This window comes from Aeromonas sp. LsrichE-8G, from assembly GCF_022869435.1.
GTDB lineage: Bacteria > Pseudomonadota > Gammaproteobacteria > Enterobacterales > Aeromonadaceae > Aeromonas > Aeromonas caviae.
Genome location: NZ_JALIHH010000032.1, coordinates 57979 through 72574, shown reverse-complemented (window position 1 = coordinate 72574; position 14596 = coordinate 57979). Strand labels below are relative to the sequence as shown.

The window sequence follows — 14596 nt, the reverse complement described above, 5'->3', positions numbered from 1 at the left end:
CGATCCCGGATCGGCGGGGCTTTTTTTGGTCGCGACGCACCTTGGGTCGCAGCGCTGCAACGAGGTGGCACTGCGATTCCAGGCAGCCTGGCGCCATGGCCCTGACCCGGAACCGAGGGAGGAGATGCAATGAACGGACGACAAGGATGTGCGGGGCTGCTGCTGGCGGCGTTGTCGCTGCCGGTGCTGGCACTGGGAGCCCCGGAGCAGGAGGAGCTCAGGCTCGGCTTCATCAAGCTGACCGACATGGCGCCGCTAGCGGTGGCCTACGAGCGTGGCTATTTCGAGGATGAGGGACTCTACGTCACCCTCGAAGCCCAGGCGAACTGGAAGATCCTGCTGGATCGGGTAATAGACGGCGAGCTGGACGGCGCCCAGATGCTGGCGGGCCAGCCCCTGGCGGCCCACATCGGCATCGGCACCCAGGCCGAGCTGGTGACGGCGTTTGCCATGGATCTCAACGGCAACGCCATCACGGTGGCCAACAGCGTCTGGGCCGCCATGGCGCCCCAGTTGCCCAGGCCGCAGGCGGGCCAGGTGCCGCCCCCGGTGAGCGCCGCCGCCCTCAAGCCCGTGGTGGCGGAGTATCGCCAGGGGGGCAAGCCCTTCAACATGGGGATGGTCTTCCCCGTCTCCCCCCACAACTACGAGCTGAGGTACTGGCTGGCGGCAGGCGGCCTGCACCCCGGTTTCTATGCACCCCGGCTCGGCGACAACTCGGGCCAGCGCCAGGCGGACGTGCTGCTGTCGGTGACGCCGTCCCCCCAGATGCCCGCCACCCTGGAGGCGGGGACCATCGCCGGCTACAGCGTGGGGGAGCCCTGGAACCAGCAGGCGGTCGCCAGGGGCATAGGGGTGCCCGTCATCACGGATAACGAGATCTGGCGCAACAACCCGGAGAAGGTGTTCGGCGTCACCCGGCAGTGGTCCGAGCGTCACCCCAACACCCATGTGCGGCTGGTGAAGGCGCTGCTGCGGGCGGCCTGGTGGCTAGATGCAGACGACAACGGCAACCGGCGCGCGGCGGCCAAGCTGCTGGCCAAACCCGAGTACGTGGGGGCGGACGAGCAGGTGATCGCCAGCTCCATGACGGGCACCTTCGAGTACGCCAGGGGGGACAAGCGCCAGGTGCCGGATTTCAACGTCTTCTTCCGCCACCACGCCACCTATCCCTACTACTCCGACGCCATCTGGTACCTGACCCAGATGCGGCGCTGGGGCCAGATCCCCGAAGCCAGACCGGACGCCTGGTTCGAGCAGGTGGCCAAGGCCGTCTACCAGCCAGAGGTCTATCGCCAGGCCGCCGAGGCGCTGATCGCCGAGGGCAAGTTCAAGGCCAGTGACTTCCCCGACTTTGCCAGCGAGCAGGGCTATCGCGGCCCCCAGGATGGCTTCATCGACGGCCTCATCTACGACGGCCGCCACCCCAACGCCTACCTGCAACAGTTCGCCATCGGCCTCAAGGGCGATGAGCGGGTGCAATGAGCAAGGAGATCCCGATGAAACGACACACATGGCCCCTCATCCATTTAAAAACCATCAACTGGAAAATCATGGTGCAGCCCCTGCTCGGCGTGCTGCTGTTCCTCGGCCTCTGGCAGTGGGGAGCGAGCCAGGTGCAGACCAGTCTGGGCACCCTGCCGGGGCCGCTCGCCACCGCCAGCCAGCTCTGGTCCCTCGGGCAGGAGCATCTGCAGGAGCGGGAGAAGGCGGCGGCCTTCCTCGAACGCCAGCAGGTGCGCAACGCCGAGCGACTGGCGGCGGATCCGGCGGCCGAGGTGAAGCTGCGTCCCTACACAGGACGTCCAACCTTTTTCGATCAGATAGCCACCAGCCTGCTCACCGTGCTGTGCGGCTTCGCGCTGGCGACTCTGATCGCCATTCCGTGCGGGGTGCTGCTCGGCATGAATCAGGGGCTCTATCGCGCCGCCAACCCGGTGATCCAGCTGCTCAAGCCGGTCTCCCCCCTGGCCTGGCTGCCCCTCATCACCCTGGTGGTGAGCGCCCTCTACGCCAATCCCGCCCCCTGGCTTGCCAAGTCCTTCCTCACCTCGGCCCTGACGGTGACCCTCTGCTCCCTCTGGCCGACCCTGATCAACACGGCGGTGGGGGTGGCGGGGCTGGACCGGGATCTGCACAACGTCAGCCGGGTGCTGCGCCTCTCCTTTGTGACCCATGTGCGGCGCATCGTGCTGCCAGGGGCCCTGCCCATGATCTTCACCGGGCTGCGGCTCTCCCTGGGGGTGGCCTGGATGGTGCTGATCGCGGCGGAGATGCTGGCCCAGAACCCGGGGCTCGGCAAGTTCGTGTGGGACGAGTTCCAGAGCGGCGGCTCTGCGTCTCTGGCCCGCATCATGGTGGCGGTGATCACCATAGGCCTCATCGGCTGCGCCCTGGACAGGGGCATGCTGGCCCTGCAGCAGTGGTTGTCCTGGGACAAGCGCCAGGTGCTGCGTTAATCACATTTCTATTCAGGCAGGAGAAGAGCCAATGAAGAGTTATCTGGAGATAAGCGACGTCGGCATCTCGTTCGAGACGGAGCAGGGCAGCTTCGAGGCCTTGAGCCGGGTCAACCTGCGCATCGAGAAGGGGGAGTTTGTCTCCCTCATCGGTCACTCGGGCTGCGGCAAGAGCACCGTCCTCAACCTGGTGGCCGGGCTGCTGGAGCCGACCCTGGGGGGCATCATTCTCGATGGTCGCGAGGTGGCGGGCCCGGGGCCCGAGCGGGCCATGGTGTTCCAGAACCACGCCCTGCTGCCCTGGCTCAGCGTCCAGCAGAACGTGGCGCTGGCGGTGGCCCAGGTGGAGTCTGACAAGCGGGCGGTGGCGGAGCGGGTGGACTACTACCTCTCCCTGGTGCAGATGGATCACGCCAGCCAGAAGATGCCCCACGAGCTGTCGGGGGGGATGAAGCAGCGGGTCGGCATCGCCCGCGCCCTCTCGCTCTCCCCCAAGGTGCTGCTGATGGACGAGCCGTTCGGCGCCCTCGATGCCCTGACCCGGGCCCATTTGCAGGACGCGCTGATGGCGATCCAGGCGGAGCTTGGCAACACCGTCATCATGATCACCCACGACGTGGACGAGGCGGTGCTGCTCTCTGATCGCATCGTCATGATGACCAATGGCCCCAGCGCTACCGTCGGGGAGATCCTGACCGTGGACCTGCCAAGGCCCAGAGACAGGGTCGCCCTGGCGGACGATCCCCACTACCACAAGCTGCGTCAGCAGGTGCTGCGCTTCCTCTACGAGAAGCAACGCAAGGTGACCCCCCTCAAGGCAGCCGGGCAGGTGCGCAGCAAGCTGCGCGCCTGAGCCCACCGGATTCAAGGAAGAGAGATATGACTGACAAAGAGCAACAGTGGGTGATCGGTGACGACGTGGACCTGATCGATCGCCAGAGCGCCGGATCCGCTGAAAAGCAACGTCTGCTGGTGGTGGGCAACGGTATGGTGGGTCACCACTTCGTCGAACAGCTGGTGGCGGCCGATGGCCTGAGCCGGTTCGAGGTGACGGTATTTGGCGCCGAGCCGGACCCCGCCTACGACAGGGTGCACCTCTCCGAGGTATTCGGCGGCAAGGCGCCCCAGGCCCTGCGCATGGCGGATCCCGCCTGGTATGAAGAGCACGGCATAACGCTGCGGCTGGGGGCCGAGGTGGAGGTGCTCGACCGGGCGGCCCGCACCCTGACGCTGGCCAACGGCGAGCGGTTCCCTTACGACCGTTTGGTGCTGGCGACCGGCTCTGTCCCCTTCGTGCCCCCTATCCCCGGCCATCAGCGGGAGGGCTGCTTCGTCTACCGCACCCTGGGAGATCTTGCCGCCATCCGCGATGCCTGCGCCCAGGCCCGCAGCGGCGTGGTCATCGGTGGCGGCCTGCTGGGGCTGGAGGCGGCCAACGCCCTGCGCCTGCTAGGCCTCAAGACCCAGGTGGTGGAGTTCGCCCCTAGGCTGATGCCGGTACAGCTCGACGAGAGCGGCGGCGCCGTGCTGCGGGACAAGATCCAGGCCCTCGGGGTCGAGGTGCTGGTGGAGAAAGCCACCGAGTGCATCGAGCAGGGGGAGCAGGCCCGTCATCGCCTGCGTTTCAAGGACGGCACTCACATTGAGACCGACGTGCTGCTGTTCTCGGCGGGGATCCGCCCCGCCGATACCCTGGCCCGGCAATCCGGGCTGGAGGTCGGGGAGCGCGGCGGCATCTGCATCGACGACGGCTGCCACAGTTCGGATCCCGCCATCCTCGCCATCGGCGAGTGCGCGCTCTGGCAGGGCCGCATCTTCGGCCTGGTGGCCCCCGGCTACCAGATGGCCCGGGCCGCCGTGGCCAGCCTGTGTGGCGGCGAGACCCGCTTTATCGGGGCCGACATGTCCACCAAGCTCAAGCTGATGGGGGTGGACGTGGGCTCCATCGGCGATGCCCACGCCAGCACCGCCGGCGCCCAGGAGCTGCTGCTGCTGGACAGGGTCAAGGGCATCTACAAGAAGCTGGTGACCGACGGCGAGGGCAATCGCCTGCTCGGCGCCATCCTGGTGGGGGACGGGGCCGATTACGAGCGGCTGCTGCAGTACTACCAGAACGGGGTGGCGCTGCCCCAGCCGCCGCTCTCCCTGCTGGTGGGGGAGGCAGGGGCCGCTCCCGCGCCCCTGGTGCTGCCGGACAGCGCCATCCTCTGCTCTTGCCACAACGTGAGCAAGGGGGACGTGGTGGCCGCCGTTCGGGCGGGCAATCACGAGCTGTCGGCGGTGAAGAGCTGTACCAAGGCCGGCACGGGTTGCGGCGGTTGCAGCAACCTGCTCAAGCAGGTGGTGGATCAGACCCTGGCGGACCTTGGCGTCGAGGCGGACAAGGGGTTGTGCGAGCACTTTGCCTACGGCCGTCAGGAGCTCTATCACCTGGCCCGGGTGGGCGAGCTGAAGAGCTTCGAGGCGCTGCGGGACAAGCACGGCCAGGGGCTGGGGTGCGACATCTGCAAGCCGACGGTGGCCTCCATCCTGGCGTCCCTCTGGAACGAGCACGTGCTGGAGAAGCCCCACCGCGCGTTGCAGGATACCAACGACGCCTTCCTTGCGAACCTGCAAAAGGACGGCACCTATTCGGTGGTGCCGCGCATCCCGGGGGGGGAGATCACCCCGGAGGGGCTCATCACCATCGGCGAAGTGGCGCGCAAGTACAGCCTCTACACCAAGATCACCGGCGGCCAGCGCATCGATCTCTTCGGCGCCCGGGTCGACCAGCTGCCCGCCATCTGGGGCGAGCTGGTGGCGGCGGGCTTCGAGACCGGTCAGGCCTACGGCAAGTCGGTGCGCACCGTGAAGTCCTGTGTGGGGTCCACCTGGTGTCGCTACGGGGTGCAGGACTCCATGACCCTGACCCAGACCCTGGAACACCGCTACAAGGGGCTGCGGGCACCACACAAGCTGAAGTTTGCGGTCTCAGGCTGCACCCGGGAGTGCGCCGAGGCCCAGAGCAAGGACATCGGCGTCATCGCCACCGAGCGGGGCTGGAACCTCTATGTGTGCGGCAACGGCGGCATGCGGCCGCGCCACGCCGACCTCTTTGCCACGGATCTCGACGAGCAGACCCTGATCCGCTACATCGACCGGCTGCTGATGTTCTACGTGCGCACCGGGGACAGGCTGCAACGCACCTCGGTCTGGATGGAGAACATGGAAGGGGGGCTCGACTATCTCAGGTCGGTGATCATCGAGGACAGGCTCGGCATCGGTGCCGAGCTGGAGGCCATGATGGAGGGGATAGTCGGCACCTGGCAGTGCGAGTGGAAGAGCACATTGGCGGATCCGGACAAGCTCAAGCTGTTCGAGGCCTTCGTCAACCGGCCCGAGGACGAGACGCCGCCGCGCCGTGAGGAGCGGGGGCAATGGGTGCCGGATATCGCTGTCAAGGAGGTGGTATGAGCGGGGGCAACGGGTTGCACGCCCGCCATCAGTATCAAGGAGGTGGTATGAAAGATGACAAGGACGATGCACAGCTCTGCGGGCAGTGGCACCGGGTGTGCGAGCTGGCGGCGCTGCCGGAGCAGGCCGGGCGCAGCGCCTGGCTGGAAGGGCGGGTACTGGCGCTGTTTCGCCTCGGGGAGCATGTCTATGCCCTGGACGGGGTGGACCCCCTGGCCGGCGTCGCGGTGCTGGGGCGTGGCCTGGTGGGGGATGCCGGTGGGGAGCCCGTGGTGGCCTCGCCGCTGTACAAGCAGCGCTACGCCCTGATGGACGGTCGCTGTCTGGACGATCCTGCCCTGAGCGTCGCCTGCTGGCCGGTGCGGCTGGAGGGGAGCGAGGTCTGGGTACAGCTGGGCTGAGTGGCCCATCTGAAAACCATGTTGTGATCGCCGGGCACTGCCCGGTGATTTTTTGTGCGCGACCCGACATTTCTTGTACGAGAGGATGGCGGGAAAACGTTTTTCGGAAATAATGGACAAACGTTTGCAATTGGATGTTTGTCTATGACGGAACGTGAGCAAGAGATCCTCGCCCTGCTGCGCCAGGATCCCATGATTGCCCAGCAGGAGCTGGCGGACAGGCTCGGCATCAGCCGCTCCGCGCTGGCGAGCCACATCTCCAGCCTGATGCGCCAGGGCTATGTGCAGGGGCGCGGCTATGTGCTGCGCGAAGGCCCCTACGCCGTGGTGATCGGCGGCGCCAACATGGATATCTGCGGCTGTAGCCACGACAACCTGCGCATCGGGGATTCCAACCCGGGTCGGGTACGCACCTCCGCCGGCGGGGTGGGGCGCAACATCGCCGAGAACCTGGCGCGCCTTGGCACCGATACTCGCCTGCTGACTGCGGTGGGCAACGATCAATACGGCCACCACCTGCTGGAGGTGAGCCAGCGCGCCGGGGTCGATGTGCGCCAGGTGCTGGTACTGGAGGGTCAATCGACCTCCTGCTATCTCAGCCTGCACGATGGCAGCGGCGAGATGAGCTGCGCCGTCAACGACATGGGGATCATCGAGCAGCTCACCCCGGCCCGGCTCACCCCCCTGAGCGGTTTTCTCGGTGCGGCCCGGCTCTGGGTGCTCGACACCAACCTCGCCACCCACACCCTGGACTGGCTGTTCGAGCGCCAGGGGGAGCACATCATCTTCGTGGACACCGTGTCGGTGGCCAAGGTGGAGAAGATCCGCCCCTGGCTGCACCGCATCCACACCCTCAAACCCAATCGCACCGAGGCGGAGCAACTGTGCGGCTTCACCATCGGCGGGCCCGACACCTGGCCCATGGCGGCGGCCTGGTTCCACCGCGCCGGGGTGCAGCGACTCTTCCTGAGCCTCGGCGATCAGGGGATCTTCTATAGCGACGGGGCCTGCCAGGGCCATCTGCCCGTGCTCGGCAGCCCGGTCGTCAACGTGACCGGTGGCGGTGATGCCTTCATGGCAGGGCTGGCCCACGCCTGGTTGCAGGAGCAGGGCATCATGGAGACAACCCGGTTCGCCCTCGGTTGCGCCGCCCTCACCGTCAATTGTTCCGATACCGTCTTTTCCGGCCTATCCAAGGCCGCCGTTGAACGCATGCTGGAGGAGTACCCATGTTGAACGCTTACCTCGATATCCAACCTGAAGTTGCCGCCGCGCTGGCTGCCGGCAAGCCGGTGGTGGCCCTGGAGTCCACCATCATCTCCCACGGCATGCCCTATCCGCAGAACGTGGAGACGGCGCGCCAGGTGGAGCAGGTGGTGCGGGACAACGGCGCCGTGCCGGCCACCATCGCCATCATCGATGGCCGCCTCAAGGTGGGTCTGGATGCGGGGGCCCTGGAGGCGCTGGGCCGGGCCGGTCATGCCGCCACCAAGTGCAGCCGCCGCGACATCCCCTTCGTGCTGGCCAACAAGGAGCTGGGGGCGACCACGGTGGCCTCCACCATGATAGTGGCCGCCATGGCCGGGATCCGGGTGTTCGCCACCGGCGGCATCGGCGGCGTGCATCGCGGCGCCCAGGAGACCTTCGACATCTCCGCTGACCTGCAGGAATTCGCCCAGACCCCGGTGGCCGTGGTTTGCGCCGGCGCCAAGTCGATCCTCGACATCGGTCTGACCCTGGAGTACCTGGAGACTCAGGGGGTGCCGGTGATCGGCTACCAGACCGAGGAGCTGCCCGCCTTCTACACCCGGGAGAGCGGCTTCAAGGTGGATTACCGCCTGGAGAGCCCGGCGGCCATCGCCGAGGCGCTGCGTCTGAAGTGGGAGCTGGGGCTGGCCGGGGGCGCCGTGGTGGCCAACCCGATTCCGACCCAGTTTGCCATGCCCAAGGCTGACATCGACGCCGCCATTGCCCAGGCACTGCGTGAGGCGGACGAGCAGGGGGTGAAGGGCAAGGCGTCGACCCCCTTCCTGCTGGCCCGGGTGTGCGAGCTGACCGGTGGCAACTCTCTGGCGGCCAATATCCAGCTGGTGCTGAACAACGCCGCGCTGGGGGCACGCATCGCTGCCAGCCTGTAAACACCTTTGCGAAAGATGCAAAAGAGGGCCAACAGGCCCTCTTTTTATTGCGCGAATCGGTGAGATAACCCCCTTATTCCAGCACCAGTCGCCCGTTGAGAGGCTGGACGGGGCGGTTGTTGGGGTGGTGCATCACCGCCTTGAAGGCATCGATCTGGGCCTGGCTGGCCTGGACCGGCTCCTTCATCACCAGCCAGCGCACTCCTTCCGAGCAGGGTGGGGTGGTCAGGGACCCGCTGAAGCGGTAGTAGTCGTGCTGGGCGGGCAGCAGTTGCTCTGCCGAGATGGGTTCCTTGAAGGCATGGATCTCCCCCGCCTTGGCTGGCAGCACCTGCCAGGCCTGGCTCAGGGCCCCATTGGCCTGGCCCGGCTCGAACATCACGGCGACCACCGCCAGCTCCCCCTTGTCATTGGCATGGACCAGGTGACCCTCCAGGGGGTAGGACTTGCCCTCGATGAGGTTTTCGCTGGGGGCGTGGAAGTGGAACTGCTTGAGTTCGAAGTGCATGCCGTCGAGCTCAAGGGTGCTGCCGGGGGCATAGTTGACCTGCACCGTGTGGCCGTTGTTGACCAGCGTCTTGCCACCCGCCTGATAGTGGAACTGCAGGGGGGCCAGATCGGCCTTCACCAGACCCGAGAGGTTGACCGGCGACTGGTTGCTGCCGGCACACTGGCCATATTCCGGGGTCAGGCTGGCCCATTTCGCCGGGCCGGCCTCGCCGCTGTATTCCCAGTGTGTGGTGGCGGCAAAGGCGGCAGGGCAGAGCAGCAGGGCGCCAGCCAGCAGGGACTTTTTCATCATGCATCCTTATCCTGATTGAAAAGCACGACCATTCCTGGCCTTCCGGCAGGAAGGCCAGGAATGGCATCGTTGGAAACGCAGGGTACGCGGTGCCAGACCGGATTAATTGTTATGAAAAGTCTGTCGTCATCGTTATTTGAAGCGTGGCATGAGGCTACGTCATGATGTATTCCGGCAACGGGGCACGCTTATTCATGAAGGAGAAATCCTGCGGGCATTTTCGCAATGAACGGCCCCCTTTCATGGCGCCCCAAATAGATGACGGGCTGATTCTAGAGGGCTTTTCATGGCTCCGTTTGATCTCGAGCAAACAAGCGCGGACTAATTATCGGGCTTGAGGATCCCTTATTTCGTTGGGATTTTTTCGATATTCCCTGACCCGGCCAGGGGCGTGCGTGGCGGGAGCCGGGCGCTGCGCTGACAGAGTGCCTCGGTGTTGACCCCTTATCTCTCTGATAGTGCTGGAGAAATTCCCCCCTCAGCACAGTGACGGCGGGATGACAATCCCCCGGTTGGCGGCGCCTTGTTTGCGGTTTTGCCGTCCTCTTCACATTTCCGGATTGCTCGCTATTTGTGCGATTGCCTTACTCATCCGACCTGGTGTCAAATCACTCCGCCTAACACAAGGAGTGGCATAATAATGAATAATATCAATAAATTAGTTCTGGCTATCGGATTCGCTCTCACCACCTTCCCGAGCCTGGCGGCGGGATTCCAGTGCGGGGAGCACGTCACCCTGGGGGTACCCGGTCAATCCAGTCAGCTGTTGTGCCGGGAGGGCTATGCCGCCGGGTACAACTACGACACCAAGGTCTCTGACTGGGTCTCTTACCGGATGACGGCCGCCAGCGCCCAGGGCCAGGTGCCGCGCAAGGATGCCTTCGCCGAGGACAAGGAGGTGCCGGTGCAGTTTCGCGCCACCCTGTCGGACTACAAGGGCTCGGGCTATGACCGCGGCCACCAGGCGCCGGCGGCGGACATGCGCTCCACCGCCAACACCATGAAGCAGAGCTTCCTGCTGACCAACATGACCCCGCAACTGCCGGCGCTCAACCAGGGGGCCTGGCGCATCCTGGAGGAGAAGACCCGGCAGTGGGCCATCACCTACAAGAGCGTGCAGGTGATCACCGGCCCCATCTTCACCCACTCCGATGGCGCCATCGGCAACGGCGTGACCGTGCCCCACGCCTACTACCGGGTGGTGATGGATCTGGCGGGCAAGCGGGCCATCGCCTTCATCCTGCCGCAAGAGAACGTCTCGGCCAGTCGGCTGGCGGACTATGTGGTGACGGTGGATGAGGTGGAGGAGCAGACCGGACTCGACTTCTTCACCGAGCTGCCGGATGAGCAGGAAGAGGCCATGGAGTCGCGGCTGTCGGCCATGTGGGGCGGTTAGCGCGTCCGGCAGGGGTAACGGGGGCCCAGGCCCCCGTTACCCACACGGCCTCCGGCCATTGCCATGGCCCCTGGTACAGGGCCAGTACAGCTTGGGTCTGGCATCGGGCCCTTATCATGACTCCTTTTTCAGGAGGCATCATGTCAGCGCTGTTTTCCCTTTACTCCTTGTCCACTCTTGCCCGCCCGTTGCGCATCTGCGTACCCATGGCGCTGCTGGGGGCTGCTGTTCCCCCCGCCATGGCCGACGAGGATATCCGCTTGGGGCAGACCATTCTGCTCGGGGTCGGCGATCATCCCGCCATCATTCCCATGCTCGCCTGCCGACCGACCAAATCCATCATGGTCAAGGCAGGGCGGGAGTTGACCCTGGAGCGGGTCAAGGTGTTCTACGGCAACGATCGCAGCAAGACCCTCTATTTCGACAAGGTGTTGAGAGAGGATCAGGAGTCGGGGTGGCAATCCCTCGGCAGCCGACTCTGCATCAAGCGCATCGAGGTGTACGGCAATTCGGAAGGGAGCAGGGCGGGGGTCAAGGTGTACGGGCGCAAATGAGCAAAGGGCGGGGGAAATCCCCGCCCAGTGCTTATTTCTTCGGGCGGAACGGTTTGATGATGGCCTCGTCGCACTCGAGATAGGGCCCTTCCATCAGGTCGATGCAGTAGGGAATGGCGGGGAAGACCGCATCCAGGCACTCGCGGATCGATTTGGGCTTGCCCGGCAGGTTGACGATGAGCGAGCTGCCGCGCAGGCCGGCGGTCTGGCGCGACAGGATGGCGGTCGGCACGAACTTGAGGGACTCGGCCCGCATCAGCTCGCCAAAGCCCGGCATCATGCGATCGCACACCGCCTCGGTGGCCTCCGGGGTCACATCCCGCCTGGCCGGCCCGGTGCCCCCCGTGGTAACGACAAGGCAGCACTGCTCATCGTCCACCAGCCGAACCAGGGTCGCCTCAATCTGATCCTGCTCGTCGGGGATCACCTGATAGACGGGCTCCCATTCCGAGGTCAGGTAGGCGTTCAGGGTGTCGATGATGGCCTTGCCGGAGAGATCTTCGTAGATGCCTGCACTGGCGCGATCGCTGACGGTGACGATACCGATTCTTGCCTTGCTCATGGTCTGCCCTTGGTTGCCGCAATAAAGTGGTAAATAAAATAACATAATCAGTGAGATATGTTAAACCGCCGGATGAGGCAAGGGGAGGGCATTGAGCCTGGGAGAGAGTCGAATGAAAAACAATTTTGAGGAAAGTCCCTTAATAAGGCATAAGGCCGAGAAAAATGGTGCTGAAATTTTATAAAAAAACTGACGCAGGCCGGATTCGGTTAATTTCATGAATCATAAGGAATAAATGATTTTTTCCGCCAACGATGCGCAATTCGTGCCAAAAACCGGACTCCTGTGGCTCGGCGGTGAATGGCCCAAAATCGCCACCATCCTATATAACCTTCCCTAGGGACAGTGAAACATAGTGATGTGCCCGGCGTCGTTCCATTCCATGGGCGAGGTCCGGCCAGGAGGGTATATGGAGCTGCCTGATTTCGATACCCTGAAGTACTGGGCGCTGGCCGAGCCGGAGCGACTCGACGCGCTGCTGCACCAGCAGATAGAGACCCTGATCGCCCAGGTGGGGCCAGAGCGGCAACGTCGGTTGCGAGGTCTGCAATTTCGCATCGACTGCCAGCGCCGCCTGGCAAGAAACAACCTCGACAGCTGCATCCGGATAGCCAACATGATGCATGACTCCGTCTACGCCATGCGCCAGCACATTCTGGATCTGCAGAACGAATCTTGTCAGGAAATGGCAGAGCCCCCGCTGCCGGATAATGTGATAGCGTTTTCCAGTTATCTGAAACGGAAATAATTCACGGCCCTGTTCAAGATATAAAAAAACAGGGTATTTATTAATTTGTTTCACCCCTTCTAAAACAAGTTGTTAAGCAAGTTGGGTGAATTGTTTTTTATTTGCTGCAAATATTCCCCGGGCGGCTGAATAATAGTGACCAGTGCACGCAGTCCGATAGAGATGGATGAAGGTGTATTTATTTTGGGGTAATATCCAGACACATTTCATCTTGCTATGACTCAAAGGGATCATGAGAAGCATCACACCAGGAAGGGTGCTGTCGCGAGAGCAGCAGACGGAGATCACCCGGATCATCGTCAAGGCGGGCCAGATGCTGGCCCAGTTTGGGGCGGAGAGCCGCATCATCGAGCAGACCACGGTCCGGCTCGGCATGGCGCTCGGGCTGGAGAGCGTCGAGATGGCCATCTCTTCCAGCGCCATCGTCCTCACCAGCCTCTACCAGGGCAGTTGCGTCACCACCACCCGCCGGGTGCGGGAGCACGGCATCAACATGCAGGTGGTGTGCGAGATCCAGCGCATCTGCATCATGACGGAAAAGTCGCTTATCGGCGCGCGCGAGGTCCGTCAGCGCCTCGAGGCCATCACGCCGTTCCATTATCACCCCTGGCTGGTGGTGCCCATGGTGGGGCTCTCCTGCGGTGCCTTCAGCCTGCTGTTTGGCGGTGACTGGCCCATCTTCCTGGTGACCTGCTGCTCGGCCTCGGTCGCCATGCGGGTGCGCCAGCTCATTGCCCGCCATCACCACAGCCCCCTCATCAACTTTGCCGCCACCGGGTTTATCGCCACCCTGCTCGCCTCCAGCGCCACCTTCTTCGGCTGGGGCGAACAACCCTATCTCGCCATGGCCGCCAGCGTGTTGCTGCTGGTGCCGGGGTTCCCGCTCATCAATGCGGTCTCCGACATGGTGAAGGGTTACTTCAACATGGGGCTGGCCCGCTGGGGCACGGCGACACTGCTGACCATCAGTGCAGCCATAGGGATCATTCTCGCCATGTCGGTGACCGGTATCTGGGGGTGGAAGGTATGATGGAACTGCTCTGGCTGCTGGGCAAGGATGCCTTCTGGTCGGCCATTCCGGCGGTGGGCTTTGCCATGCTGTTCAACGTGCCGCCACGGATGCTCAAATATTGCGCCATGGGGGGCGCGTTGGCCCACAGCCTGCGTACCCTGCTCATCCACTACGGCATGCCCATCGAGTGGGCCACCCTGGCAGCGGCGACCACGGTCGGTTTTGTCTGTGTCTACTGGTCGCGCCGCCTGCTGGCACCGCGCCCGGTGTTCAGCGTCGCCTCCATCATCCCCATGATCCCGGGCAGCTATGCGTTCAAGACCATGATCGCCATCGTGGAGCTCAATATCTCCGGGGTGACCATGGAGCTGCTTCAGAGCGCGGTGGAGAACGGCCTCAAGGCGCTGTTTATCGTGGGGGCCCTGAGTTTCGGTTTGGCGATCCCCTCTCTGGTCGTGTACCGTAACCGCCCCATTATCTGACGACGGTGCGAGAGGTTGACCCCATGATGATTTCCATGATTGCCGCCATGGCCCAGGATAGGGTGATCGGCCTGGACAACCAGATGCCCTGGCACCTGCCGGCGGATCTGGCCCACTTCAAGCGGGTCACCCTGGGCAAGCCGGTGCTGATGGGGCGCAAGACCTTTGAATCCATCGGACGACCGCTGCCCGGGCGCCGCAACCTGGTGATCAGCCGCAACCCCGACTACCGGGCCGACGGCGTGGAGGTTATCGACTCGGTGGAGGCCGCACTGGCCCTGCTGGCGGATAGTGACGTCGCGGAGCTGATGGTGATCGGGGGCGGTCATCTCTACGGCCAGCTGCTGCCACGGGCCGACAGGCTCTATCTGACCCGCATCGATCTGGCGGTGGAGGGGGATACCCGTTTCCCGGCCTTCGACGAGGGCGACTGGTCGTGCATCGAGCGCGAGTTACATCAGCCTGACGAGAAGAATCCCCATCCCTACTGTTTCGAGACCTGGCAGCGGCGCTGAGCCCTCTGATGCCATGAAGAGCCCCTTGCGACAGCAGGGGGCTTTTTTGTGCCCTGTTGCTGCAAAGAGAAGGG

The 14596-nt window shown here is 64.1% G+C and carries 15 protein-coding genes; 13 read left to right on the top strand and 2 right to left on the bottom strand.

All coding sequences use genetic code 11. The annotated features are described in order from the left end of the window. Nucleotides 1-129: 129 nt before the first annotated feature. The 7 genes from MUW49_RS06945 (at nucleotide 130) to MUW49_RS06915 (ending at nucleotide 8451) form a co-directional block, all read left to right on the top strand. Nucleotides 130-1485, top strand: a complete 1356-nt coding sequence (locus tag MUW49_RS06945; protein ID WP_244812564.1) for a CmpA/NrtA family ABC transporter substrate-binding protein — start codon at nucleotides 130-132, stop codon at nucleotides 1483-1485. 14 nt (nucleotides 1486-1499) lie between these two features. Beyond that, nucleotides 1500-2459: an ABC transporter permease gene (locus MUW49_RS06940; RefSeq protein ID WP_128342978.1), complete on the top strand. Its 960-nt coding sequence runs from the start codon at nucleotides 1500-1502 to the stop codon at nucleotides 2457-2459. A gap of 31 nt (nucleotides 2460-2490) precedes the next feature. Continuing rightward, nucleotides 2491-3312, top strand: coding sequence for an ABC transporter ATP-binding protein (locus tag MUW49_RS06935; RefSeq protein WP_010675449.1), 822 nt, complete (start codon nucleotides 2491-2493; stop codon nucleotides 3310-3312). A gap of 26 nt (nucleotides 3313-3338) precedes the next feature. Then, a complete protein-coding gene (gene nirB, locus MUW49_RS06930; protein ID WP_244812562.1) occupies nucleotides 3339-5912 on the top strand; it encodes a nitrite reductase large subunit NirB in 2574 nt (857 codons plus the stop codon). Nucleotides 5913-5959: 47 nt separating this feature from the next. Further along, the gene (gene nirD, locus MUW49_RS06925; RefSeq protein WP_048208634.1) at nucleotides 5960-6313 is read left to right on the top strand and encodes a nitrite reductase small subunit NirD; all 354 of its coding nucleotides are present in this window, start codon (nucleotides 5960-5962) and stop codon (nucleotides 6311-6313) included. 144 nt (nucleotides 6314-6457) lie between these two features. Next, nucleotides 6458-7549: a PfkB family carbohydrate kinase gene (locus tag MUW49_RS06920; RefSeq protein WP_042014421.1), complete on the top strand. Its 1092-nt coding sequence runs from the start codon at nucleotides 6458-6460 to the stop codon at nucleotides 7547-7549. Continuing rightward, complete coding sequence (locus MUW49_RS06915) at nucleotides 7543-8451, top strand: pseudouridine-5'-phosphate glycosidase (protein WP_161470691.1); 909 nt, start codon at nucleotides 7543-7545, stop codon at nucleotides 8449-8451. The genes MUW49_RS06920 and MUW49_RS06915 overlap by 7 nt, the downstream gene beginning before the upstream one ends. Before the next feature lie 73 nt (nucleotides 8452-8524). Here the strand turns inward: MUW49_RS06915 and MUW49_RS06910 are convergent, their stop codons facing one another. Beyond that, nucleotides 8525-9250, bottom strand: a complete 726-nt coding sequence (locus MUW49_RS06910; RefSeq protein ID WP_109113145.1) for a carbonic anhydrase — start codon at nucleotides 9248-9250, stop codon at nucleotides 8525-8527. Nucleotides 9251-9893: 643 nt separating this feature from the next. On the opposite strand from MUW49_RS06910, the gene MUW49_RS06905 reads away from it, so the two are divergent. Together MUW49_RS06905 and MUW49_RS06900 are read left to right on the top strand one after the other, a co-directional pair. Next, nucleotides 9894-10649 (top strand): DNA/RNA non-specific endonuclease, encoded by a 756-nt coding sequence (locus tag MUW49_RS06905; RefSeq protein ID WP_111896736.1) that lies wholly within the window; start codon nucleotides 9894-9896, stop codon nucleotides 10647-10649. A 206-nt stretch (nucleotides 10650-10855) separates the two neighbouring features. Beyond that, complete coding sequence (locus MUW49_RS06900; protein WP_029314779.1) at nucleotides 10856-11203, top strand: DUF2541 family protein; 348 nt, start codon at nucleotides 10856-10858, stop codon at nucleotides 11201-11203. Nucleotides 11204-11234: 31 nt separating this feature from the next. On the opposite strand, the gene mog is transcribed toward MUW49_RS06900, so the two are convergent. Beyond that, a complete protein-coding gene (mog, locus tag MUW49_RS06895; protein WP_041212474.1) occupies nucleotides 11235-11765 on the bottom strand; it encodes a molybdopterin adenylyltransferase in 531 nt (176 codons plus the stop codon). Between the two features lie 409 nt (nucleotides 11766-12174). Here mog and MUW49_RS06890 point away from each other — a divergent pair, with 409 nt between their 5' ends. From MUW49_RS06890 to folA, 4 genes are all read left to right on the top strand, one after another. After that, nucleotides 12175-12513 carry a DUF3135 domain-containing protein gene (locus MUW49_RS06890; protein WP_010675440.1) on the top strand — a complete coding sequence of 113 codons (339 nt, stop codon included), beginning with the start codon at nucleotides 12175-12177 and terminating at the stop codon, nucleotides 12511-12513. Between the two features lie 232 nt (nucleotides 12514-12745). Continuing rightward, nucleotides 12746-13543 carry a threonine/serine exporter family protein gene (locus tag MUW49_RS06885; protein ID WP_042014428.1) on the top strand — a complete coding sequence of 266 codons (798 nt, stop codon included), beginning with the start codon at nucleotides 12746-12748 and terminating at the stop codon, nucleotides 13541-13543. After that, nucleotides 13540-14007: a threonine/serine exporter family protein gene (locus tag MUW49_RS06880; RefSeq protein WP_052816098.1), complete on the top strand. Its 468-nt coding sequence runs from the start codon at nucleotides 13540-13542 to the stop codon at nucleotides 14005-14007. Before MUW49_RS06885 ends, MUW49_RS06880 begins: the two co-directional genes overlap by 4 nt. A gap of 23 nt (nucleotides 14008-14030) precedes the next feature. Next, nucleotides 14031-14522 (top strand): type 3 dihydrofolate reductase, encoded by a 492-nt coding sequence (gene folA / locus MUW49_RS06875; protein WP_039040330.1) that lies wholly within the window; start codon nucleotides 14031-14033, stop codon nucleotides 14520-14522. Nucleotides 14523-14596: the final 74 nt, after the last annotated feature.

Excerpts from the sequence above, each read along its gene's own strand:
- MUW49_RS06940 (WP_128342978.1), top strand. The coding sequence starts at position 1,500 with ATGAAACGACACACATGGCCCCTCATCCATTTAAAAACCATCAACTGG.
- MUW49_RS06890 (WP_010675440.1), top strand. The coding sequence starts at position 12,175 with ATGGAGCTGCCTGATTTCGATACCCTGAAGTACTGGGCGCTGGCCGAG.
- MUW49_RS06935 (WP_010675449.1), top strand. The coding sequence starts at position 2,491 with ATGAAGAGTTATCTGGAGATAAGCGACGTCGGCATCTCGTTCGAGACG.
- mog (WP_041212474.1), bottom strand. The coding sequence starts at position 11,765 with ATGAGCAAGGCAAGAATCGGTATCGTCACCGTCAGCGATCGCGCCAGT.
- MUW49_RS06905 (WP_111896736.1), top strand. The coding sequence starts at position 9,894 with ATGAATAATATCAATAAATTAGTTCTGGCTATCGGATTCGCTCTCACC.
- MUW49_RS06915 (WP_161470691.1), top strand. The coding sequence starts at position 7,543 with ATGTTGAACGCTTACCTCGATATCCAACCTGAAGTTGCCGCCGCGCTG.
- MUW49_RS06885 (WP_042014428.1), top strand. The coding sequence starts at position 12,746 with ATGAGAAGCATCACACCAGGAAGGGTGCTGTCGCGAGAGCAGCAGACG.
- MUW49_RS06880 (WP_052816098.1), top strand. The coding sequence starts at position 13,540 with ATGATGGAACTGCTCTGGCTGCTGGGCAAGGATGCCTTCTGGTCGGCC.
- MUW49_RS06920 (WP_042014421.1), top strand. The coding sequence starts at position 6,458 with ATGACGGAACGTGAGCAAGAGATCCTCGCCCTGCTGCGCCAGGATCCC.
- nirB (WP_244812562.1), top strand. The coding sequence starts at position 3,339 with ATGACTGACAAAGAGCAACAGTGGGTGATCGGTGACGACGTGGACCTG.
- nirD (WP_048208634.1), top strand. The coding sequence starts at position 5,960 with ATGAAAGATGACAAGGACGATGCACAGCTCTGCGGGCAGTGGCACCGG.
- MUW49_RS06900 (WP_029314779.1), top strand. The coding sequence starts at position 10,856 with ATGGCGCTGCTGGGGGCTGCTGTTCCCCCCGCCATGGCCGACGAGGAT.
- MUW49_RS06910 (WP_109113145.1), bottom strand. The coding sequence starts at position 9,250 with ATGAAAAAGTCCCTGCTGGCTGGCGCCCTGCTGCTCTGCCCTGCCGCC.
- MUW49_RS06945 (WP_244812564.1), top strand. The coding sequence starts at position 130 with ATGAACGGACGACAAGGATGTGCGGGGCTGCTGCTGGCGGCGTTGTCG.
- folA (WP_039040330.1), top strand. The coding sequence starts at position 14,031 with ATGATGATTTCCATGATTGCCGCCATGGCCCAGGATAGGGTGATCGGC.